General features: G+C 71.0%; 21 protein-coding genes. 7 read left to right on the top strand and 14 right to left on the bottom strand.

Translation table 11 applies throughout. The features are described 5' to 3' along the window. Nucleotides 1-20: 20 nt before the first annotated feature. The 8 genes from KIK05_RS18475 to KIK05_RS18440 form a co-directional block, all read right to left on the bottom strand. Nucleotides 21-782 (bottom strand): urease accessory protein UreD, encoded by a 762-nt coding sequence (locus KIK05_RS18475; protein WP_308249985.1) that lies wholly within the window; start codon nucleotides 780-782, stop codon nucleotides 21-23. Further along, nucleotides 779-1,477 (bottom strand): urease accessory protein UreG, encoded by a 699-nt coding sequence (gene ureG / locus KIK05_RS18470; RefSeq protein WP_214411975.1) that lies wholly within the window; start codon nucleotides 1,475-1,477, stop codon nucleotides 779-781. The genes KIK05_RS18475 and ureG overlap by 4 nt, the downstream gene beginning before the upstream one ends. Continuing rightward, nucleotides 1,467-2,156, bottom strand: a complete 690-nt coding sequence (locus tag KIK05_RS18465) for an urease accessory protein UreF (protein WP_214411974.1) — start codon at nucleotides 2,154-2,156, stop codon at nucleotides 1,467-1,469. Before KIK05_RS18465 ends, ureG begins: the two co-directional genes overlap by 11 nt. A gap of 2 nt (nucleotides 2,157-2,158) precedes the next feature. After that, on the bottom strand, nucleotides 2,159-3,883 hold the full coding sequence (locus KIK05_RS18460) for an urease subunit alpha (protein WP_308249984.1): 1,725 nt from the start codon (nucleotides 3,881-3,883) through the stop codon (nucleotides 2,159-2,161). Further along, a complete protein-coding gene (locus KIK05_RS18455) occupies nucleotides 3,880-4,272 on the bottom strand; it encodes an urease subunit beta (RefSeq protein ID WP_250562997.1) in 393 nt (130 codons plus the stop codon). The genes KIK05_RS18460 and KIK05_RS18455 overlap by 4 nt, the downstream gene beginning before the upstream one ends. Further along, nucleotides 4,269-4,571, bottom strand: coding sequence for an urease subunit gamma (locus tag KIK05_RS18450; RefSeq protein WP_214411973.1), 303 nt, complete (start codon nucleotides 4,569-4,571; stop codon nucleotides 4,269-4,271). Before KIK05_RS18450 ends, KIK05_RS18455 begins: the two co-directional genes overlap by 4 nt. A gap of 88 nt (nucleotides 4,572-4,659) precedes the next feature. Beyond that, nucleotides 4,660-6,270, bottom strand: a complete 1,611-nt coding sequence (ctaD, locus tag KIK05_RS18445) for an aa3-type cytochrome oxidase subunit I (protein ID WP_372455599.1) — start codon at nucleotides 6,268-6,270, stop codon at nucleotides 4,660-4,662. Nucleotides 6,271-6,557: 287 nt separating this feature from the next. Next, complete coding sequence (locus KIK05_RS18440) at nucleotides 6,558-6,803, bottom strand: DUF2630 family protein (RefSeq protein ID WP_214411972.1); 246 nt, start codon at nucleotides 6,801-6,803, stop codon at nucleotides 6,558-6,560. Between the two features lie 336 nt (nucleotides 6,804-7,139). Here KIK05_RS18440 and leuA point away from each other — a divergent pair, with 336 nt between their 5' ends. After that, nucleotides 7,140-8,852, top strand: a complete 1,713-nt coding sequence (gene leuA, locus KIK05_RS18435) for a 2-isopropylmalate synthase (RefSeq protein ID WP_214411971.1) — start codon at nucleotides 7,140-7,142, stop codon at nucleotides 8,850-8,852. A 164-nt stretch (nucleotides 8,853-9,016) separates the two neighbouring features. Here leuA and bla read toward each other — a convergent pair whose 3' ends face one another. Continuing rightward, nucleotides 9,017-9,997: a class A beta-lactamase gene (gene bla, locus KIK05_RS18430; RefSeq protein WP_214411970.1), complete on the bottom strand. Its 981-nt coding sequence runs from the start codon at nucleotides 9,995-9,997 to the stop codon at nucleotides 9,017-9,019. A gap of 142 nt (nucleotides 9,998-10,139) precedes the next feature. After that, complete coding sequence (locus tag KIK05_RS18425; protein ID WP_214411969.1) at nucleotides 10,140-10,859, bottom strand: TetR/AcrR family transcriptional regulator; 720 nt, start codon at nucleotides 10,857-10,859, stop codon at nucleotides 10,140-10,142. Nucleotides 10,860-11,116: 257 nt separating this feature from the next. Here KIK05_RS18425 and KIK05_RS18420 point away from each other — a divergent pair, with 257 nt between their 5' ends. From KIK05_RS18420 to KIK05_RS18405, 4 genes are all read left to right on the top strand, one after another. Next, nucleotides 11,117-11,467: a YrdB family protein gene (locus KIK05_RS18420; protein ID WP_308249983.1), complete on the top strand. Its 351-nt coding sequence runs from the start codon at nucleotides 11,117-11,119 to the stop codon at nucleotides 11,465-11,467. Between the two features lie 28 nt (nucleotides 11,468-11,495). Then, nucleotides 11,496-12,428, top strand: a complete 933-nt coding sequence (locus tag KIK05_RS18415) for an NAD-dependent epimerase/dehydratase family protein (RefSeq protein WP_214411968.1) — start codon at nucleotides 11,496-11,498, stop codon at nucleotides 12,426-12,428. 137 nt (nucleotides 12,429-12,565) lie between these two features. Next, entirely contained in the window at nucleotides 12,566-13,135 is a 570-nt protein-coding gene (locus KIK05_RS18410) for a permease (RefSeq protein ID WP_214411967.1), read from the top strand. 127 nt (nucleotides 13,136-13,262) lie between these two features. Next, entirely contained in the window at nucleotides 13,263-14,189 is a 927-nt protein-coding gene (locus KIK05_RS18405) for a TolB family protein (protein WP_214411966.1), read from the top strand. A 212-nt stretch (nucleotides 14,190-14,401) separates the two neighbouring features. Here the strand turns inward: KIK05_RS18405 and KIK05_RS18400 are convergent, their stop codons facing one another. The 4 genes from KIK05_RS18400 to KIK05_RS18385 form a co-directional block, all read right to left on the bottom strand. After that, nucleotides 14,402-15,226: a MerR family transcriptional regulator gene (locus KIK05_RS18400; RefSeq protein ID WP_214411965.1), complete on the bottom strand. Its 825-nt coding sequence runs from the start codon at nucleotides 15,224-15,226 to the stop codon at nucleotides 14,402-14,404. 211 nt (nucleotides 15,227-15,437) lie between these two features. Beyond that, on the bottom strand, nucleotides 15,438-16,448 hold the full coding sequence (locus KIK05_RS18395; protein WP_214411964.1) for an acetamidase/formamidase family protein: 1,011 nt from the start codon (nucleotides 16,446-16,448) through the stop codon (nucleotides 15,438-15,440). Continuing rightward, the gene (locus KIK05_RS18390) at nucleotides 16,445-17,872 is read right to left on the bottom strand and encodes an APC family permease (RefSeq protein ID WP_214411963.1); all 1,428 of its coding nucleotides are present in this window, start codon (nucleotides 17,870-17,872) and stop codon (nucleotides 16,445-16,447) included. Before KIK05_RS18390 ends, KIK05_RS18395 begins: the two co-directional genes overlap by 4 nt. Before the next feature lie 90 nt (nucleotides 17,873-17,962). Further along, complete coding sequence (locus tag KIK05_RS18385; RefSeq protein ID WP_214411962.1) at nucleotides 17,963-19,057, bottom strand: substrate-binding domain-containing protein; 1,095 nt, start codon at nucleotides 19,055-19,057, stop codon at nucleotides 17,963-17,965. A gap of 50 nt (nucleotides 19,058-19,107) precedes the next feature. On the opposite strand from KIK05_RS18385, the gene KIK05_RS18380 reads away from it, so the two are divergent. Next, nucleotides 19,108-19,632, top strand: coding sequence for a MarR family winged helix-turn-helix transcriptional regulator (locus KIK05_RS18380; RefSeq protein WP_308249982.1), 525 nt, complete (start codon nucleotides 19,108-19,110; stop codon nucleotides 19,630-19,632). Nucleotides 19,633-19,718: 86 nt separating this feature from the next. Next, nucleotides 19,719-21,299: an alkaline phosphatase D family protein gene (locus KIK05_RS18375; protein WP_214411961.1), complete on the top strand. Its 1,581-nt coding sequence runs from the start codon at nucleotides 19,719-19,721 to the stop codon at nucleotides 21,297-21,299. Nucleotides 21,300-21,325: the final 26 nt, after the last annotated feature.

Genomic DNA, 21,325 nt, shown 5'->3' with positions numbered 1-21,325 from the left:
GGGGTCCGCCGCGCCGCAGGTCACCGGCTGTCAGCGGCCGTCTGTGACGCGGCGAGTTGCTCCTCTCCCCACGTCAGGCGGGCGCGCAGGGCGGGCGCGTCGGGGGCGAGGGCGGTTATCAGGGTACCCGGACCGGACAGGGGCAGTATGGCGCAGCCGTCCCCGAGCGAGGGCGCGGGCACGGCGGGCGGGCCCGCGACCAGGACACTGCCGACACACCGGGCGTCCCCGTACACCGCCGGGCTGCCGTCGACGGCGGGGGCGCCGACGACGAACTCCTGGCGGAGCAGGGGTGCGGCCCCCACCGTGGCGTCGAAGCGGGCGTGGCAGGTGCCCGGCCGCTCGCCGTACCGGCCGAAGACGATCTCCTCTCGCCACGACGCCCAGGCGCCCTCCTCCAGCGTCAGACGGACGATCATGCGGTGCGTGCAGCCGGCGGCCAGGACGGTGGGCTCGGGCGCGTACCGCAGCCGCGCCCCCGCCCCGACCCGGGCCTCCACGACCGTCAGCGACTCGCCGGGGCCGGGGAGCACGAGCGTGCCGGCCACCGAGGCGATCTCCAGGGCGGTCCCCGGAGCCACGTCGACGCGCAGTTCCAGGCGGTCGCCGCCGAGAGGGCCGGCCGCGGTGGACACCAGGTGCACCGTCGCGGGGCCGGTCTGCCGGAGAGTCAGCGGCGGGTCCGACCGTAGGGTGCCGAGGATCGTACGACCCGCGGCACGCTCCGTGGTGATCACCGCCCGCGCGTCCAGCGACCTCCTGTCCGCGCGTGAGGCCGTCACGGGTTGGTCGTCGGCACGGCCGGGGAGCCGGTGTGTTCGTGGCCGTGGGTCCAGGTCTGGACGATCCCGTGCACCCACTCGGCGACCGCGTACACCTCGGGTACCTCCCGGACGGAGGTGAACACGACCGGCCTGCCGTCGCGCACGGCCGCCGCGTCCCGGGACATGACCGTCAGGTCGGCGCCCACCTGCGGCGCCAGATCGGTCTTGTTGATCACCAGGAGGTCGGCGGTGGTGACGCCGGGACCGCCCTTGCGCGGTACCTTGTCACCCCCCGACACGTCGAGCACGAAGATCTGCCGGTCGGCGAGCCCCTGGCTGAAGGTCGCGGTCAGGTTGTCGCCGCCGCTCTCGACGATCACGAGGTCGAGCGGCCCGAAGCGTTCCTCCAGGCTCTCGACGGCGTCCAGGTTGGCGGCGATGTCGTCCCGGATGGCCGTGTGCGGGCAGCAGCCCGTCTGGACGGCCACGATGCGCTCGGGAGCGAGCACCCCGGCCCTGCGCAGGAAGTCGGCGTCCTCGGTGGTGTAGATGTCGTTGGTGACGACGCCCAGGCGGAGCACCGGGCCGAGCGTGCGGCACAGGGCCGCGACCAGCGCGGTCTTGCCGCTGCCGACCGGGCCGCCGATGCCGAGGCGCAGCGCCCTGCCGTTGGCGGCGGGGGAGTCGTGACGGTCGTCGTGGTCAGCTGACAAAGAGCCGTACCTCCGTGCGTAGGTGCTGTTCGGCCAGCAGATCGAGTGCGGGAGCGGCGTGCGCGGGAAGGTCCTCCCACGCGGTGCGGGCGGTGGCGGCACGCGCCACGCCTTCGAGGGCCGCCACGAGGCCGGCGAGCACGCGGTGCACGTCGACCGGGTCGAGCCCGAGCAGCCGGACGGCCGCGGTGGCCGGTCCGGTGATCGCGGTGTAGGCGGTGGCCAGCGCCGCGTCGTACGGGGAGCAGCGCGCGGCGGCGGCCACGGCGCCGAGGACGACGGGGTGGTGCGGCCCCTCGGGCACCGCTCGGGCGAGGGTGTCCAGCGCGGGGGAGGGCCAGATCCGGCGCGCGCCGCGCAGCAGCAGCCTGCCCTGGGTGCGGGCGGCGGAGCGCTGCGCCGGCGAGGCCGTGCGCGCGTCCGCCTCGCCGTCCAGCCTCCGCCACATGTCCTCGCCCGGCTTCGGCTCGGATGCCTCGGCCAGTTCGCAGGCGGCCGCCGCGAGTGCGGCGGTGACCAGGCCGGTGGTGGCGAGCCGGCCCCGGAGGAATCCCCTCAGGTCCTCCGTCCCGGTGACGGCCCCGGTCCGGACCGCCTGTTCCACACCCCCGGAGTGCCCGTGCCCGCCCGCCGGCAGCCGAGAGTCGGCCAGGAGCAGCAGCGCCGCGTTCGGTGGCATGGTCAGAAGAGGAAGTAGCGCTGGGTGAGGGGGAGCCGGTCGGCCGGGGCGGGTTCGATCCGTTCGCCGTTCACGTGGACGGTGAAGGTGTCGGGGTCCACGTCGATGGCGGGGAGGGCGTCGTTGAGCGGCATCGACTCCTTCCCTCGGCCGCGGACGTCCTCGACGGGGACGAGGCGGCGGTCGACGCGCAGGCGGTCCGCCAGGCCGTCCTCGATCGCGAGGGGCGCGACGAAGTGCAGTGACGTCGCGGCGGCGGTGACCGGGGTGGCGCCGAACATCGGGCGGGGCATCACGGGCTGCGGCGTCGGGATGGAGGCGTTGGCGTCGCCCATCTGGGCGTGGGCGATGACCCCGCCCTTGACCACGACCTGCGGCTTGACCCCGAAGAACGCCGGTTCCCACAGGACGAGGTCGGCGAGCTTGCCGACCTCCACGGAGCCGACGTGCGCGTCCAGCCCGTGCGCGACGGCCGGGCAGATCGTATATTTCGCGACATAACGGCGTGCGCGGAGATTGTCGGCCCGCCCGTCGCCCGGGAGGGACCCCCTGCGCCGCTTCATGACGTGCGCCGTCTGCCAGGTGCGGATCACGGTCTCACCCACCCGGCCCATCGCCTGCGAGTCGGAACCGATCATCGAGATCGCGCCGATGTCGTGCAGCACGTCCTCGGCGGCCATCGTCGCCGGCCGGATGCGCGACTCGGCGAAGGCCAGGTCCTCCGGCACGGACGGATTGAGGTGATGGCACACCATGAGCATGTCGAGGTGCTCGGCGAGGGTGTTCACCGTGTGCGGCCGGGTCGGGTTGGTCGAGGACGGCAGCACGTTGCGGTGGGCCGCGACACGGATGATGTCGGGGGCGTGCCCGCCGCCCGCGCCCTCGGTGTGGTACGCGTGGATGCCCCGGCCGCCGATCGCCGCCAGCGTCGACTCCACGAACCCGGCCTCGTTCAGCGTGTCGGTGTGGATCGCGACCTGCACCCCCGCGGCGTCCGCGACCCGCAGGCAGGCGTCGATGGCCGACGGTGTCGTGCCCCAGTCCTCGTGGAGCTTGAAGCCCGACGCGCCGGCGCGGAGCTGCTCCAGCAGCCCTTCACGGCTGACGGTGTTGCCCTTGCCGAGCAGCGCGACGTTGACCGGCATGCCGTCCATCGACTCCAGCATGCGGGCGAGGTACCACGTGCCGGTCACCGTGGTGGCCTTGGTGCCCTCGGCCGGGCCGGTGCCGCCGCCGATCAGCGTGGTCACGCCCGCCGCGAGAGCCTCCTCGACGATCTGCGGGCAGATCAGGTGGACGTGGGAGTCGACGGCCCCCGCCGTGACGATCTTCCCGTTCCCGGAGAGGATCTCGGTGGACGGGCCGATGACGAGGCCGGGGTGGACGCCGTCCATCGTGTCGGGGTTGCCGGCCTTGCCGATCGCCGAGACGCGCCCGTCGCGGACGCCGATGTCGGCCTTCACCACACCCCAGTGGTCGAGGATGACGGCGCCGGTGACGACCAGGTCGGGAGCGCCCTCGGCCCGGGTGGCGCGCGCCTGCCCCATCGACTCGCGGACGACCTTCCCGCCGCCGAAGACCACCTCGTCGCCGGCGCCGTCCGGGCCCTGGCTGAGGTCGTCGGTCACCTCGATGAACAGGTCGGTGTCCGCGAGCCGCACCCGGTCGCCGGTCGTCGGCCCGTACAGGGCGGCGTAACGGGCGCGGTCGATGGCGGGCCCGGTCACGCCCGCCCCCCGTCGTCCGGCCCGCCCTCGGCCGCGCCCCGGCGGTCCGCCGCCGGGCCGCGCCCGTCGAGGGGGCCGGCCCACTCGGGGCGCAGGCCGGGGACGACGCGCCGTCCGCCGATGGGGACCAGCGCCACGTCCCGCTCCACGCCGGGCTCGAACCTGAGGGCCGTCCCGGCGGGCACGTCGAGCCGCCGGCCCCAGGCGGCGTCCCTGTCGAAGGCCAGCCCCGGGTTGGCGGCGGCGAAGTGGTAGTGCGAGCCCACCTGGATCGGCCGGTCGGCGGTGTTGACGACACGGAGGGTGACGCGCTCCCGGCCGGGGTTGAGCGGGACCGGCCCGTCGCCGTGGACGATCTCCCCGGGGACCATCGGGCCGGGGGCGCTCATGAGATCGGCCGGTGGACGGTGACGAGCTTGGTGCCGTCGGGGAAGGTCGCCTCGATCTGCACCGATTCGAGCATCTCGGGGATCCCGTCCATGACGTCCTCGCGGCGCAGCACCTTGCGTCCCTCGTCCATGAGGTCGGCGACGCTACGGCCGTCGCGGGCGCCCTCCAGGAGGAACGACGCGATGATCGCGGTGGCCTCGGGGTGGTTGAGCCGCAGCCCGCGGGCGCGGCGGTCCCGCGCGACACCGGCCGCGACGTGGATCAGCAGGCGTTCCTGTTCGTGTGGGGTGAGCCGCATGGCGGGACAGTAGGCAACCGTCGTTTCCGGAGCGTGACGACGCCGTTACCGATGTGTGTCGGTCCTTGGCGCCCGGTCTCACCCGGCGTCACTCGGGCGGCTCGTCTCCCCGGACCCTCGTGACGGGCAGAAGGGCGTAGTGGTAGTCGAACGCCGGCCTCTCGGAACGGATCGGCGGGATGGAGAGGAAGTTGTGCCGGGGCGGAGGGCAGGAGGTCGCCCACTCCAGGGAGTTGCCGAAGCCCCAGGGGTCGTCGACGGTCACCTTCTCGCCGTACCTCCAGGTGTGCCAGACGTTGTAGAGGAACGGCAGCGTCGAGGCGCCGAGGATGAAGGCGCCGATCGACGAGATCAGGTTGCCCGTGGTGAACCCGTCGGTGGCCGCGTAGTCGGCGTAGCGGCGCGGCATGCCCTGCGCGCCGAGCCAGTGCTGGATCAGGAAGGTGGTGTGGAAGCCGACGAACAGCATCCAGAAGTGCACTTTGCCGAGGGCGTCGTTGAGCATCTTGCCGGTGAACTTCGGCCACCAGAAGTAGAACCCGGAGAACATCGCGAACACCACGGTGCCGAACAGCACGTAGTGGAAGTGGGCCACCACGAAGTAGGAGTCGGTCACGTGGAAGTCGAGCGGCGGCGAGGCGAGGATGATCCCGGTGAGGCCGCCGAACAGGAACGTCGCCAGGAAGCCGACCGAGAACAGCATCGGCGTGTTGAGGTGGATCTGCCCGCGCCACATCGTGCCGACCCAGTTGAAGAACTTCACCCCCGTCGGCACGGCGATCAGGAACGTCATGAACGAGAAGAACGGCAGCAGCACGACACCGGTCGCGAACATGTGGTGCGCCCAGACCGTCACCGACAGCCCGGCGATGGCGATCGTGGCGCCGACCAGCCCGATGTACCCGAAGATCGGCTTGCGGCTGAAGACGGGGATCACCTCGGTGACGATGCCGAAGAACGGCAGCGCGACGATGTAGACCTCCGGATGGCCGAAGAACCAGAACAGGTGCTGCCAGAGGACGGCGCCCCAGTTGGCCGGGTCGTAGACGTGCGCGCCGAGCTTGCGGTCGGCCTCCAGCGCCAGCAGGGCCGCGGCCAGCACCGGGAACGCGATGAGCACCAGGAGGCTGGTGAGCAGGACGTTCCAGGTGAAGATCGGCATGCGGAACATCGTCATGCCCGGGGCCCGCATCGCGATGATCGTCGTGATGAAGTTGACGGCGCCGAGGATCGTCCCGAGACCCGACATGACCAGGCCCATGGCCCACAGGTCGCCCCCCAGGCCGGGGGTGAACGTCTGGTCCGACAGCGGGGCGTAGGCCGTCCAGCCGAAGTCGGCCGGGCCGTCGGACACGAGGTAGCCCGACAGGACGATGAGGCCGCCGAACAGGAACAGCCAGTAGCTGAACATGTTGAGACGGGGGAAGGCCACGTCGGGGGAGCCGATCTGCAGCGGCATGATCGCGTTGGCGAACCCGGCGAACAGCGGCGTGGCGAACAGCAGCAGCATGAGCGTGCCGTGCATGGTGAACAGCTCGTTGTACTGCTTGTTCGACACGAACTGCAGGCCCGGCTCCATCAGCTCGGCCCTGATGACCATGGCCATCAGGCCGGCGATGACGAAGAACACGAAGGACGTGACGAGGTACAGGTTGCCGATCTTCTTGTGATCGGTGGTCGTCAGCCAGTCGATGAGCACCCGCCCCCAGCGCCCGGCCGGAGGGGTGACCGGAGCGGCCGCCTCGCGTGTGTAGATCACGGTGCCGCGCCGACCGTGCGAAGCCGGGCCGCGCGGCACCCGTCCGTGACGTGCTCACGGACGTCGCCGGTGTGCTGGGCAGCGTGTATGGCCACGCCCCACCCCCCGCCGTGCCGCTGTTGGTGGCCGTAGGTCCGATTACAGCCGACAAAAGCGACAAAGGGGAGAAAGGCGCAGCAAAGAGATGGACGCCGAGCGCTACGTTTCCTTGACGCGCGCCCCGGCCGCTACCCCTGGTAGTTCTCCACCTCGCTCACCGGGCGGGGGGTGGCGAAGTCGGGGTCCTCGCCGAACTCCCTGCGCGCCTTACGCTGCCGCAGCAGGTCCCAGCACTGGTCGAGGGCCTCCTCCAGCTCGCGCACGCGAGCCCGCTCCTCCTCCGAGGACATCTCTCCGCTGCCGACCCGCTCGCGCAGAAGGTGCTCCTCCGAGATGAGGTCCTTGATCTTCGCGAGGATCTCGCCGTCCTGCATGGTCCTGCCTCCCGTCTCTCCAAGGGAGAGCCTATGGGGTAGAAAGGGGAGCGGGCCGCGAAGGGGGCACCCCTGAGCACACCCCTCGGCTTCGGCCATCGCGTACCGACGACTCCCCGGCATCTGCTACGGTCATCAATATGCTGCGCGGGCTGCTTCTTAGCTGCCGCGGCGAGGGCCTGTAAAAGGCCGGCTCCCTCGCCGCGGAGCGAGCCATGCGCGTCGGCCGCTTGAGGGCTAACCCCGGTGGCGACCTTTCCAGATGAAATCAGACCAGTTCAGGCATGCCGTCCTGACGGGTGTCGCCCCGGATTCCGACACCGACAGGAGCACGTGATGTATCCCCAGCAGCAGCCCAGCCAGATGCCGTACCAGCGCTACCAGCCGTTCGCGCCCGTACGCCTGACCGACCGCACCTGGCCCGACAAGGTGATCGACCGGGCCCCGCAGTGGTGCGCGGTCGACCTGCGCGACGGCAACCAGGCGCTCATCGACCCCATGGACGCCGACCGCAAGCTGCGGATGTTCGACCTGCTGGTACGCATGGGGTTCAAGGAGATCGAGGTGGGCTTCCCCGCCGCCTCCCAGACCGACTACGACTTCGTGCGGCAGATCATCGACGAGGGGCGCATCCCCGACGACGTGGTGATCCAGGTCCTGACCCAGGCCCGGCCCGAGCTCATCGAGCGCACCTTCGAGTCGCTGCGCGGGGCCAAGCAGGCCATCGTCCACCTGTACAACTCCACCTCCACCCTGCAGCGGCGCGTGGTGTTCGGCCAGGACAAGGAAGGCATCACGGCCATCGCGGTCGAGGGCGCCAAGCTCTGCAAGAAGCTCGCCGAGCAGATGGGCGACACCGAGATCTTTTTCCAGTACTCCCCGGAGTCGTTCACCGGCACCGAGCTGGAGTACGCCGTGCAGGTCTGCGACGCCGTGAACGACGTATGGCAGCCCACCCCCGACCGCAAGGTCATCATCAACCTGCCGGCCACCGTCGAGATGGCCACGCCCAACGTCTACGCCGACCAGATCGAGTGGATGCACCGCAACCTCGCCTACCGCGACTCGATCGTGCTGTCGCTACACCCCCACAACGACCGGGGCACGGCCGTCGCCGCCGCCGAGCTCGGCTACCAGGCGGGCGCCGACCGCATCGAGGGCTGCCTGTTCGGCAACGGCGAGCGCACCGGCAACGTCTGCCTGGTCACCCTCGGCATGAACCTCTTCTCCCAGGGCATCGACCCCCGTATCGACTTCGGCGACATCGACGAGATCCGCCGCGTGGTCGAGTACTGCAACCAGCTGCCCGTCCACCCGCGCCACCCCTACGGCGGCGAGCTCGTCTACACCGCCTTCTCCGGTTCCCACCAGGACGCCATCAAGAAGGGCCTGGAGGCCCTGGAGCGCGACGCGCAGGCCGCCGGCGTCCCCGTCGACGAGTTCGCCTGGGCCGTGCCGTACCTCCCGATCGACCCCAAGGACGTCGGCCGCACCTACGAGGCCGTCATCCGGGTCAACAGCCAGTCGGGCAAGGGCGGCGTCGCCTACATCATGAAGGCCGAGCACGGCTTCGACCTGCCGCGCCGCCTGCAGATCGAGTTCTCCGGCGTCATCCAGGCCCGCACCGACAGCGAGGGCGGCGAGGTCACCCCGGCCGAGATGTGGGAGATCTTCAACGACGAGTTCCTCCCCAACCCGGCCAGGCCGTGGGGGCGCGTCGGCCTCATGGCCCACCGCAACGTCTCCCACGTCGACGAGAAGGACGCCATCAGCGCCGACATCCGGATCGACGGCGAGATCCGCGAGATCGAGGGTGTCGGCAACGGCCCCATCTCCGCCTTCGTCGACGCCCTCGCCGGGGTCGGGTTCGAGGTCCGCGTCCTCGACTACACCGAGCACGCCATGAGCGCCGGCAGCGACGCCCGCGCCGCCGCGTACGTCGAGTGCCAGGTGGGCGACCGCGTGCTGTGGGGTGTGGGCGTCGACGGCAACACCGTGACCGCCTCCCTCAAGGCGATCCTCTCGGCCGTCAACCGCGCGTCCCGCTGACCCACGCCGCCCGTCCCGTACGGAGCCCGACCGGCTCCGTACGGCCACCGGCGCGCGCCCGCACGACCTGCCGCGCGCGCCGACAGCCGCCCACAAGGCCACTGTCCTCACTCGACCGCGCCCGCTGTGACCCCACGGCCGGCGCGGTCGAGCCGTTCACCGGGTCAGAGCTTGCCGAGGCCCTGCGCCAGGATCGTCGCGGTCTTCTCGACGACCTTGTTGTCCCTCTGGCCGTCGATCGTGTCGCGGTTGGTGTAGATCGCCATGATGATCGGCGCCGCCGTCGCGGACGTGCGGATCACCGCGATGTCGTCGGCGGTGCCGTAGGCGTCGCCGGTGCCGGTCTTGTCGCCGATGATCCATTCCTTCGGCAGGCCGGCGCGGATGCGCGTGCCGCCGGTCGTGTTCGCCTTCAGCCAGGCGTTCAGCTGCTCCCGGTCCTCGGGGGCCAGGGCGTCGTCCACGGCGACCTTGCGCAGGTCACGGGCGATCCAGGCGGGAGTGGTGGTGTCTCGCTTCTCCTTGGGGCTCCAGTTGTTGAGCTCGGTCTCCCACCGGTCGAGCCGGGAGATCGGGTCCTTGAGCGAGCGGAAGTACTTCGTCAGTCCGGCCGGTCCGCCGATCTGCTTGAGCACCATGTTGCCGGCCGTGTTGTCGCTGTAGGTGATCGCCGCGTCGCACAGCTCGGCGACGGTCATACCCTCCTCTCCACGCTTGTCGGTCTTCGGCGACGCCGACACGACCTCGTCCTGCGTCCAGTGGATCACCTTGTTCATCAGCCCCGGCTCGGACGTGCGCGCCTTCTTCAGCACGGCGGCGCATTCCATGGCCTTGAAGGTGGAATTGATCGCGAAGATCTCGTTCGCGCGGTGGCCGACGGTCTTGCCGGTGGCCGTGTCCAGGGCGTACGCGCCGATGCGTCCCTTGTAGGACGCCTCCAGCCGCCGTATCTGCTTGCGGACCTCGGCCTCGCTGATCGGCGTGGTGCGCACCGCCTGGCCGTCGCGGACGGCGGCCGCGGAGGCCGTCCGCGACGTGTCGGCCGAGGCGGTGGCCGCGCCGTACGCGGTGCCGCCGATCACAAGGCTGAACGTCAGGGCGGCCTTGGCGGCCGGGGAAAGGCCACGGGTCTGCGAGTCTCGCATGCTGTTCCTCACGGTTGACCATCGAAGTGAGCGCGAGCAAACCAGACCTGACACGTGCGTGTCCAATATCGATATAGATCAATCAGTGATACTGGTGTCGATATAACCACAGCTCAGAGGCATCAGCCGATCGCTGTGTCCCTCAGGACGCGGAGGCGTCCGGGTCGAGCCCGAGGAGCCGGGCCTGGGTCAGCGCCAGATGGTCGAACGTCGGCCCGCCGTCGTCGATGACGTTGTTGTACATGCCGAACAGCTCGAAGCTGACCGCTCCGTACAGGGCCGTCCAGGCCATCACCGCCAGCAGGATCAGGTCGTCGGGAAGGTCGGTGAAGACGGTCGCCCGCAGCCGTTCGGCGTCGGCGAGGAACGACGGCGGGACGGCGGGCGTCCAGGGCGGTGGCGGGGCGAGCCTGCCCGCCTCGTGGGCGTCCTGCAGGATCCGCGCGAACACGATGCCGTCGCGCGCGGCCGGCACGACGGTGTCCTGCGGGGCGACGTAACCCGGAACCGGTGAGCCGTGGATCAGCGCGTACTCGTGCGGGTGGGCCAGCGACCACGTGCGCACGGCCCGCGCGGCGGCCATCCACCGGTCGAGGTGACGCTCGCGCGGACACGCGGCGTCGGCCTGCTCCACGGTCTCGCCGATGGAGTTGAAGGCCTCGATGATGAGCGCGGTGAGCAGGTCGTCGCGGCTGGGGAAATACCGGTAGATCGCCGACGACACCATGCCGAGTTCCCGGGCGACGGCTCGCAGAGAGAGCCCACCTGCCCCGTCGACTCCCAGCTGCCGCCGGGCCACCTCCTTGATCTCCCTGATCAACTCGGCGCGGACGCGTTCGCGGGCTGTGCGACTGGCGTTCATCTCACCGACCATACCAGAGCAGCCCATCAATACGAGAGCACTGCTCTTGCTCTTTGTTCCACAGTGGCCGCCCGGTCCTCTCCCCTAAGGGACCGGCCGTCGATCCAGCCGACGATGATGAGAGGACGATCCGCTTTCTCGGCGAGCCCCGATTGGAGCGTCGGACGCAAACGAGAGCAGTGCTCTTGACGATGACCGTTCTCTTGCGAGAGCATTGCTCTCGAAGCGGAGCGGATGTAATCGTAATGGAGTCGAAAGTGACCGTGCTGACCCTCGCCAAGGGCGCGAACGCCGCCCTGATGTTCTTCCTGGAACTCGCGGTCTACCTCTCGGTGGGCTACTGGGGCTTCACCGTCAGCCCGAACTGGCTGCTCAAGATCCTTCTCGGTGTCGGAGGGCCGGTCCTGTTCGGGGTGGTCTGGGGGATCTTCGGGTCGCCGAAGGCGAGCATTCCGCTTCACGGCGTGGGCCGTGTCGTGCTAGAGGTCCTGTGGTTCGGCGGAGGCATCGCCGCTGCCGCCGCCGCGGGGCTCGTCACCACGTCGGTGGTCTTCGCCGTCCTCTTCATCGTCAACGCGGTCCTGCGTCTCGCCTGGAACGTGGGCTGAGACGCCCTCTTACGGAAAGGAGCCGGCCATGGGCAGGCATGTCGTCGTCGGAGCCGGACAGGTCGGCTCGGGGCTCGCCGAGTCGCTGGCGGGTGCGGGGCACGAGGTGGTGGTCGTCACCCGGTCGGGGGCGGGCCCGCAGGTCCCCGGGGTGACCCGCGTGGCGGCCGACGCCGCCGACGCCGATCGGCTCGGCGCCGTCGCCAAGGGAGCCGACGCCCTCTACAACTGCGCCAACCCCCAGTACCACCGCTGGGCGCAGGACTGGCCACCGGTGGCCGGCGCGATGCTGACGGCGGCGGAACGAAGCGGAGCCGTGCTGGTCACCCTCGGCAACCTCTACGGGTACGGCCCGGTCGACGGTCCCATCACCGAGGACCTGCCCCTGGCCGCGACCGGCACCAAGGGGCGGGTCAGGGCCACGATGTGGACCGACGCCCTCGCCGCCCACCAGGCGGGACGCGTCCGGGTGACCGAGGTGCGCGGGTCCGACTTCTTCGGTCCCGGCATGAGCGACCAGTCAATCTTCGGTGACCGGTTCATCGGGCCGATCCTCTCGGGCAAACCGGTGCGGGTGCCCGGCGCCCTCGACCAGCCGCACAGCATGACGTACCTGCCGGACGTCGCCCGGGCGCTGGCGACCGCCGCCGTCGACGAGCGGGCCTGGGGCCGGGCCTGGCACATCCCCACCGCCCCCGCGCTGACGGTGCGGCAGATGGCCGAGCGCCTCGCGGCGCTGGCCGGTGCCCCCGCGCCGCGCCTGTCCACCGTGCCGCACTGGATGTTGCGGGCGGCGGGCCTGGTGGTGCCGCTCCTGCGGGAGCTCGAGGAGACGCGGTACCAGTTCGTCAGGCCGTTCGTCGTCGACTCCTCCGCCTTCGAGACCACCTTCGGTGTCGCGCCGACCCCGTCCGACGAGGTCTTCAAGGAGACCATCGCCTGGTGGCGCGCCACCAGGTGACGTTTGATCACCATCCCTCGCACATCCCCCTGGAGCCGAATCGTGGCCTTCTTCGTCGGCACGATCCTGTTCGCCGCGCTCGTCGGCGTGCTGGACGCCCGTTTGCCCTGGCCCTCCCCCCGATCGGAAGACAAGAAATGATCACTGGACACTTCGGGCTCGCCGCTGCGGTGAAGTCCGGCCAGCGGCAGGTGCCGCTCTGGGCGCTGATGCTGGCGACCGTGTGGCTCGACGTGGTGTTCGCCCCGCTCTACATGGCCAAGATCGAGTACATCGTCCCGGTGCCCGGCACCAAGGGCGGCTACGGCGAGGGGATCATTTACGCCGACTACACCCACTCCCTGCTCGGCGCCCTGCTCATCGCCGCCGTCACCGGCGCGCTGGCCGCCTGGCGGTGGAACCGGCGGTCCGGTGTCGTCATCGGGGCCGTGGTGTTCTCCCACTGGATCCTCGACCTGCTCGTCCACCGGGCCGACCTGCCGCTCCTGCCGGGGAACCTGGGCGGCCTGCCGCGCCTCGGCCTGGGCCTGTGGCAGTACCCCTGGCTGACGGCCGCCATCGAAGGCGCGCTCATGCTCGTGGGGGCCCTGCTGTACTGGCGCGCGGCCACCGGGCTCAAGGGTGGCAGGACGTCGGCCGCGGTGAACACGGGCCTGCTCGTGCTGATCGGCGCCGCGACGCTGGCCCTCGACGTCGCGGGTATCTGACCGGCCTTATTTGGCCGTTTTGGTCCGTCGATATCTGTCAACCGGGCGAGGCTCCGGCGCGTCGAACATTTCGATCCGCGGCGGCATCCAAGAGAGTGTCTGCTGACGAGCCAAACGGGGAGAAATGATGAAGCAGCGAGTACTTGCCGGCGCCGCCCTCGCCGCCGCGCTCACCGCGTCGTACGCGGTCTCGACGGGCGTGCCCGCGAGCGCGGCGTCCACCCCGGAGAGGGTGACGGCGGCACGGCAGCCCCTCACCGGCGAGGCGGTGTACTTCGACTTCTCGCACAACAGGTTCACCGTCGACCACTACGTGCCGGGCAAGGGCTTCGCTCGGCTCGCCCAGCCGTCGGACAACTTCCAGTTCTCCGCGTCGCCCGACGGGAAGAAGGTCGCCTGGATCACCGCCGCCGGGAAGGTGCTGGTGAAGGACGGGGCGAAGGTGACGACGGTGTCCAAGGGGGCGCAGGGCGGGGCGCCCTGCCTCACGCCGACCTGGTCGCCCGACTCCAAGCGTGTGGCGTTCGGCGTCGCCGGCGACGACGTCATGGTGGTGAACGCCGACGGCACCGGCGCGCACAAGGCCGGCCGGACCGCCGGAGTGTGCCACCTCGCCTGGTCGGGCGACGGCCGCTACCTGGCGGGATACACCGGGGAGGCCGACGCGATCTACAAACTCGACCTGACCACCGGCAAGGCCGCCAAGGTCCGCGGCGTCAAGGACTACGTGGTGCACGTCCAGAGCCTGTCGCCCGACGGGCGCAAGGTGATCGCCGAGACCATGCCCAGGAGTTCGACCGAGCTGGGTGACGGCGGATGGCCCTCGTGGTTCACCCCGGCCGTCATCGACACGGCGACCGGCAGGAAGACGCCGATCCCGGTGACCGGAAAGCTGATCGGCGCCTTCTACCAGGCCGACGGACGGCTGGTGGTGCGGGTCGCGGGCAGCGGGCACAACACCCTTGTCGTGCTCGACGAGGCCGGCAAGGAACTGCAGCGCCTCGACGAGCCCGCCAGGGCGAAGAAGCAGGCCCTGCTGCGCGTCGTCGCCTGACCCGCCGTACGCCGGCGCCGGCTTCGCCGTACGGGCGTCCCGCCGACCCGGCGCCGATGGGGAGCACCTCGGCGAGCGGGGGGCGGGGTGTTCGCCCGGCCATCCGGCCGAGGTCCCGGGTTCAGCCGGATGTCAGCGAGCGGGAGGGGCTGTGTTCGCAGGCCGTCCGGCCGAGGGGCCGGGTTCGGAGCCTCGCTGTACGGTGGCGGGGGTCAGGTGGGGTTCACGGGTTCCTGGAGTTCGGTGACCCACTGGGCCGGGTCGTCGGGGACTTCGAGGTAGACCTCGCGGCTGTAGCCGAGGGATCGGTAGCCGTGGGCCTCGATCCAGCGGGCCAGGGTCTGGCTCGTCGGGACCACGTCGTCCATCGACCCCCGGTGCACGATCGTGGCCGCCTCGGGGATCTCCGGCAGGTCGACCACGTCGAAGTCGTACCCGCCGCTGAGCTCGGCCGACACCGGCATCGCGGCGTGGACGACGACGGCACCCTCGCCCTCAGGGGCCGCCTCGTAGTAGGCGATGGCCGGGCCCGTGCAGGTGACCCCCGCCCTGTCGATCCTGGCGCACAGGTCGTCGTACAGCGGCTGGATCACCGGGCTGATGGCGTGGGGCTCGAAGCCGGCGGCCCTGGCCGACAGCTCGGCGACCCGCACCGCCGGGACGCGCTTGATCACGATGTCGTCTGAAGGCATCTGTCCTTCGCTTTCGATCATTCGGAGCCTCGCCTCGACCCGGCCGAGGCGCGCGAGGTCCGCCGCGATCCGTTCCTCGAGCTCGGCGCGCCGCAGCCGGAGCATCCCGCGCAGTTCCTCCCCGCTGACCTGCTCGCCGAGGATCGCGCTCACCTGCTGGAGCGTGAAGCCGAGGTCCTTCAGGGCGATGATGCGGTTGAGCCGGGCCAACTGCCCCGCGTGGTAGAGGCGGTAGCCGTTGGCCGGGTCGACGTGCGCGGGTCGCAGCAGGCCGATCGCGTCGTAGTGCCGCAGCATCCGGACCGAGACGCGGCCGTGCCGGGCGAAGTCTCCGATGGTGAACATGATGCTCCAGGTCTAGGCCCTGACACGGTGTCACCGTCAAGGCGCCGACCGCGGCAGGGGACGCGCCCGTACCCCGGTTCGGCGCGGTCCTCGCGCCGCTGCGTGAATTCCGCCATGACGAACGGGCGTCTGCGACCGGCACGCCCCCGGCCCGTCCAACCTGAGCGGCCTGCACCGTCACGTGTCCAGCATCAGCACCCATCCCCGGGGGTCAGCGGGAGGAGAGGTACTCCGCGCCGAGGGCGCGCAGGCGGGTGTGCGCGGAGTCGTACACTTCCGGGCCGCCGAGGTAGGCCTTGGGGAGCTTGGCCACCATCGTGTAGTTGGTGTCGCAGACGTTGCCCACCGGGGCCTCGCCGCCCTGGCTGACCAGCTGGTAGGCGTCCAGCTCGTCGAGCCCGGTGAGGGACGCCGCCCAGGTGACCAGGTCGTGCTGGCTGATCCGGTAGGCGTCCTCCAGCGGGCGTGCCGACCCGGTGGACATCAGGTGGCCGTCGTCCTCCAGTCGCGGCCAGGGCGTGGCGACGCCCTTGACCAGCTCGACGGCGACGACGGTGTTCATCGCGGCCTCGACCGCCGTGCCGCACACCTCGCCGTGTCCCTGCCGGCAGTGGCCGTCGCCGATCGAGAACAGCCCGCCCTCGACGTTGACCCCCAGGTAGACCGTGACGCCGGCCCGAAGTTCGGGGGTGTCCATGTTGCCGCCGTGCGCGTCGGGGGTGATGGTCATCCGGGCCTCGTGCGCGGCGGGCGCCACGCCGACGGTGCCGTGCATCGGGTCCAGCGGCATCTCCACGGTGAAGTCGCCGCGCCGGGCCCGGTACCGTACGACCCGCTTCTCGGCGTCGACCTCGTACATCCACACGACCTCCTCCAGGGGAGGCTGCAGCGTCGCGGTGGTGTGCGTGCCGGTCAGCGCGCCGAAGTGGGGGAAGGTCGTGGAGACCGCCCAGTCGCGGGCCGGTTCGATGGAGACGAAGTGCAGGGCGAGGGTGTCGCCCGGCTCGGCCCCTTCGACGTGGAAGGGGCCGGTGACCGGGTTGAGGTAGGGGAACTCGCAGACCCGGGAGGGGAGGTCGTCCACGCCGCGTACCCGCCCCGCGAAGCAGTCCTCGGTGTAGAGCTCCATCACCGTGCCCGGCTTCACCGTGCCGACGGCCGGACGCCCGCCGAAGGTGTAGGACAGCTCCTCGAGGGCGGGCCGGTAGGAGACGACGTTCACTCGGAGACCTCCGTGTTGATCGCGGACAGGGCGGGGCGCCGGCCCATGAGGATGGAGCCGACGAGGATGACGACACCGATCGCCAGCCAGACGAAGCCGAGCACCTGGGCGGCGATGCTGGCGTTGATGACGACGTAGAGCAGGATCAGGAAGCCGATCGCCGGGGCGACCAGGTGCCGCAGCCAGTCGCGGCTGCGCCGCCTGATCACGTAGTGCACGACGACGGACACGTGCAGGGCGAGGAAGGCCGTCATCGCCCCGAAGTTCGCCAGGGTGCTGAGCAGCGTGATGCCGTCGTCGCGCGAGCTCATGTACAGCCCGAGCGCCAGCGACACCCCGGCGACCAGGAAGGTGGCGTTGACGGGCACCTTGTGCTTGGGGTGCACCTTGCCGAGGAACTTCGGCAGCTGCCGGTCGCGGGCCATGGCGAACAGCAGGCGGGAGGTGGCCGCCTGGGCGACCAGTGAGTTGGCGAAGCCCCAGGCCACGGCGGTGGCGACGGCGGTGAGCACGCTCAGCCAGTGGCCGCCCGCGTACTCGGCGGTGTCGTAGAAGGCGGTGCCCGCCGGGTCGCCCTTGGCCAGCAGGCCGGGGCGGTCGGGCGCCAGGAGGGCGGCCACCCAGGTCTGGACGACGAACAGCACGCCCGCCAGCGCCAGCGCGTACACCATGGAACGGCCGAGCTTGCGGGTGTCCTCGCGGCTCTCCTCGGCCAGCATCGAGATGCCGTCGAAGCCGAGGAAGGACAGCACCGCGACCGACACCGCCCCGAACACCAGCGGCCAGGAGAAGGTCGAGGAGTCGAACAGCGGGCTGAGCGCGTCGCCGTGCCCCTTGCCCTGCGCGAGGGCGATCACGCCGACGACCAGGAAGACCGCCAGCACGGCCAGCTCCGCCACCAGCATGATCTTGTTCATCCGGGCGGTCATCTCGATGCCGAGGTAGTTGACCACCGTGTTGAGCACGATGAACGCCACCAGCCATCCCCACATCGGCACGGCCGGCACGAACGACGCCATGGCGGCACTGGCGACCAGGTACAGCAGGGCGGGCACCAGGACGTAGTCGAGCAGGATCACCCATCCGGCGAGGAAGCCGACCGGTGCGGCGATCCCGCGCCCGGTGTAGGTGTAGACCGACCCGGCCATCGGGAAGGCCTGGGCCATCTGCGCGTACGACAGCGCGGTGAACGCCATGGCGACCATGCCGATGATGTACGCCAGCGCGACCATCCCGCCGGAGGCCTGGAACACGCTGCCGAAGATGCCGAACGGCGCGATCGGCACCATGAAGATCAGGCCGTAGATCAGCAGGTCCGAGAAGCCCAGCGACCGCTGCAGCTCCTGCTTGTAGCCGAAGCGCTCGACGCCGGCGGCCGTCGGGGCGTCGGACGGGGACGGCGACGTCCCGGAGGGGGAGGACATGAACGGCTCCTTCACATGCGGGGGCAGAGCCGTACGATAGGACTAATCCTTGAAAACGAAAAGGTTTCTAGCAGAAGATTTACACGAGGGTCATGAGGAGGTGACGACATCGAAGTCGAGCCCGTCGGCGCGCCCCACGTAGACGCGTTTGCGCACGTGACCGCCGTCCAGGGTGACCAGCCCCCGTCCGCTGGTGACCGAGGTGCCGTCCGCCGCCGCCTCGATCGCGGGGACCGCCGTGCCGCCGGCTCGCCGGATCAGCGCCGCCAGCATCAGCACGCCCTCGTAGCAGCCGTGCCCGTGCCCGTTGAGCAGCGGCGCGGCGGGCCCGAAGCGCCGCGTGTAGCGTTCGCCCAGGCTGAGGTTGGCGTCGGTGGCGATGCCGCCGAAGTAGCCCATGGCGGCGTACAGCTCGCCGGTGCTGTCGCCGCCCACGGCCAGCAGGCCGTGCTCCTCCAGCGCCCCGCACAACCGCGCGCAGCCGAGGCCGCTCGCCGCGAAGGCGCGGTTGAACGCCACCAGGTCGCTGCCGATCAGGTTCAGCAGCACCGCGTCGGGGCGCGCGGCGGCCAGCTCCTCGACCAGCGGAGCCACGGCCGCCGTGCCGGAGGGGACGAGCCGCTCGCCGACGACCACCGCGGACCGGGCCCGAAGGTGCCGGCGGGCCGAGGCGTGCACCAGGCGCGGCCAGACGTAGTCGTTGCCCAGCAGGAACCACCGCCGCGCCCGCCGGTGGTCGATCAGCCAGTCGAGCCCCGGGACGATCTGGTCGGAGGCGGGCTCGCCGAGGAAGTAGACCCCGGGGGAGCGGGCGCCGCCCTCGTAGGGCGGGGTGTACACGAAGGGTGCGGCGCCGCGCAGGGAGTGCTCGATCGCGACGCGGACGTGGCTGGCGTGCGTGCCGACGAGCCCCTGGACGGCTCCCGCGCGCACCAGGCCCGCCACCTCGCCGGCCACCTGGGCCGGAGGCCTGCCGCCGTCGACCAGCACCAGCTCGATCGGCCTGCCGAGCACCCCGCCCGCGGTGTTGACCTCGGCCGCCGCCAGCATCGCGCAGTTGATCGCGCACGGGCCGAGCAGCCCGAGCACGCCCGAGACGGGCACCACCAGGCCGACGCGCAGCGTGTCGGCTCGCAGCAGGTGAGCTTCGAGGGGGTCGATGACCACCGTGACGGGTTCGGCCACGTGCAAGAGTATCCTCCAGGCGCGCTGGCGGACGAAGGGAGCTTCGAGTGGTGACGGCGGGAACCGGCTCGGCGGCCGGCGAGCGTACCCGGCCCGGGAAGGCGGGGACGGTCATGCCGGCCGATGACCGCACCGAGGCCGGACCGGCGGCGAGCGGCCTCGGGTCGTCCCTCGCCTACCTGCTGAGCCGTGCCGAGCGCAGCGTCAACCGGGGGCTGTCCGCCGCGCTCTCCGCCGAGGACGTCACCGTCGAGCAGTGGCGCATCCTCCAGGCGCTCGCCGACGGGCGGGGCCATTCGATGGGCGACCTCGCCGAGGCCGCGCTCATGCCCCACCCGACGCTGACCAAGGCCGTCGACCGCCTGGTGGAGCGTGCCGTCGTCTACCGGGGCCACGACCCCGCCGACCGCCGCAAGGTGGCGGTCTTCCTCGCCGACCGGGGCAGCGACCTGCTCGGCCGGCTGGAGGCGGGCATCGCCGAGCACCAGCGGGCCATCCTGGCCACCTACGGCGCCGACCGCGCCGAGCGCCTGATGCGCGACCTCGACCTCCTGGTGCGCTCCCTCGACGACTGACCAACACCGCCGCGAGCCGCCGAGCGGAGCGAGGCCATATAGCAGGGCATAGGGTACGTAAGGCTGACGCAAAGGGGAGGTCAAGCGTGCCCGATCTACTGGTGGGGCCCCTGCTGCGGTACGTCGATGAGACGATCGCCTCTGTCTGGGTGGAGACCGGCGAGCCGTGCGAGGTCACGGTGGCGGCGGGCGGCACCAGGGCCACCGAGCGCACCTTCACCGTCCACGGCCATCACTACGCGATCGTCGACGTCGAGGGCACCGGCGCGTACACCGTCGAGCTGGACGGGCGGCGCGTGTGGCCGCTGGAGGGGTTCCCCGAGAGCCGGATCCGCCCGGTCGAGGAGCTCAACCGGGTCGTCTTCGGGTCCTGCCGCACCAGCGTCCCCCACGACGAGGAGCACGTCGCCACGCACGGCGTCGACGTGCTCCGCGAATACGGGCTGCGCCTGATGGCGGGGGATGATCTTCCCGACCTGATGCTCTTCCTCGGCGACCAGGTGTACGCCGACGAGCCGTCGCAGGAGATGCTCGACTTCATCCACCGGCGCCGGGACGACGGCCCGGACGAGATCGTCGACTTCGAGGAGTACGCCGAGCTCTACCGCCAGGCGTGGACCGATCCCGTGGTCCGGTGGGTCCTGTCCACCGTGCCGACCGCGATGATCTTCGACGACCACGACGTGCGGGACGACTGGAACACCTCGATCGCCTGGCGGCGCACCATGGCCGAGGTGCCCTGGTGGCCCACGCGGGTCATCTCGGCGCTCGGCGCCTACTGGGTGTACCAGCACATCGGCAACCTCTCGCCGTCCGAACGCAAGGCCGACCCGATGTTCGCCGAGATCCGCCGCATCGACGGCGACGCCGGGGCGGAGCTGGACGCCTTCGCCAAGAGGGCCGACGAGGACCCCTCCTCGACCCGGTGGAGCTACACCCGCGACATCGGCAGGACCCGCCTGATCATGGTGGACACCCGGTGCGCCAGGCAGCTGGACCCCTCCCGCCGCCGGATGCTCGACGACGCCGAGTGGCAGTGGCTCGACGACCTCGTCACCGGGGATCTCGACCATCTGCTGATCGGGTCGTCGGTCCCGGTGTTCCTCCCGAGCGGCATCTTCGACGTCGAGAGCTGGAACGAGGCCGTCGCGGGCGGGGCCTGGGGGCGGCGGGCCGCCGTGGTGGGCGAGAAGATCCGCCAGGCGCTCGACCTCGAACACTGGGGCGCGTTCCGCCAGTCGTTCGAGGAGCTCGGACGGCTGCTGGTGGACGTCGCCTCGGGACGCCGGGGGCGGGCCCCCGCCACGATCGTCCTGCTCTCCGGGGACGTGCACTACTCGTACCTCGCGGCCGCCGGCCCGCGCAGCGCCGACCTCGGCAGAGCGAGGATCTACCAGGCGGTGTGCTCGCCGATCCGCAACCCGCTGAGCCGCACGCTGCGCCTGGCCAACGTGGTGGGGTCGTTCGGCGTGGCGAGCCTGCTCGGCGGCATCCTCGTCCGCATGGTCCGGCTGCCCCGGCGCGCCCTCCGCTGGAAGATCACCAACGGGCCGTGGTTCCCGAACGCGCTCGCCGCGCTCGATCTCGACGGCCGGTCGGCGGTACTGCGCTGGCACACCGCGCGGCCGTCGTTCGAGGAGATGACGAACGTGCGGCTGACGCCCTGAGGCGCCGGCCGCACGTTCCCGGGAAA

Origin of the sequence: Sphaerisporangium fuscum, from assembly GCF_018531465.1 — a bacterium.
Classification (GTDB): Bacteria; Actinomycetota; Actinomycetes; order Streptosporangiales; family Streptosporangiaceae; genus Sphaerisporangium; species Sphaerisporangium fuscum.
The sequence above is the reverse complement of the archived record's forward strand: the minus strand, read 5'-3'. Positions and strand labels throughout refer to the sequence as shown.

Bases quoted from the DNA above. Each gene is read 5' to 3' on its own strand.
- KIK05_RS18465 (WP_214411974.1), bottom strand. From the start codon at position 2,156: ATGCCACCGAACGCGGCGCTGCTGCTCCTGGCCGACTCTCGGCTGCCG.
- KIK05_RS18455 (WP_250562997.1), bottom strand. From the start codon at position 4,272: ATGAGCGCCCCCGGCCCGATGGTCCCCGGGGAGATCGTCCACGGCGAC.
- KIK05_RS18425 (WP_214411969.1), bottom strand. From the start codon at position 10,859: ATGAACGCCAGTCGCACAGCCCGCGAACGCGTCCGCGCCGAGTTGATC.
- KIK05_RS18440 (WP_214411972.1), bottom strand. From the start codon at position 6,803: ATGCAGGACGGCGAGATCCTCGCGAAGATCAAGGACCTCATCTCGGAG.
- bla (WP_214411970.1), bottom strand. From the start codon at position 9,997: ATGCGAGACTCGCAGACCCGTGGCCTTTCCCCGGCCGCCAAGGCCGCC.
- KIK05_RS18405 (WP_214411966.1), top strand. From the start codon at position 13,263: ATGAAGCAGCGAGTACTTGCCGGCGCCGCCCTCGCCGCCGCGCTCACC.
- KIK05_RS18390 (WP_214411963.1), bottom strand. From the start codon at position 17,872: ATGTCCTCCCCCTCCGGGACGTCGCCGTCCCCGTCCGACGCCCCGACG.
- KIK05_RS18400 (WP_214411965.1), bottom strand. From the start codon at position 15,226: ATGTTCACCATCGGAGACTTCGCCCGGCACGGCCGCGTCTCGGTCCGG.
- KIK05_RS18415 (WP_214411968.1), top strand. From the start codon at position 11,496: ATGGGCAGGCATGTCGTCGTCGGAGCCGGACAGGTCGGCTCGGGGCTC.
- KIK05_RS18410 (WP_214411967.1), top strand. From the start codon at position 12,566: ATGATCACTGGACACTTCGGGCTCGCCGCTGCGGTGAAGTCCGGCCAG.
- KIK05_RS18450 (WP_214411973.1), bottom strand. From the start codon at position 4,571: ATGCGGCTCACCCCACACGAACAGGAACGCCTGCTGATCCACGTCGCG.
- leuA (WP_214411971.1), top strand. From the start codon at position 7,140: ATGTATCCCCAGCAGCAGCCCAGCCAGATGCCGTACCAGCGCTACCAG.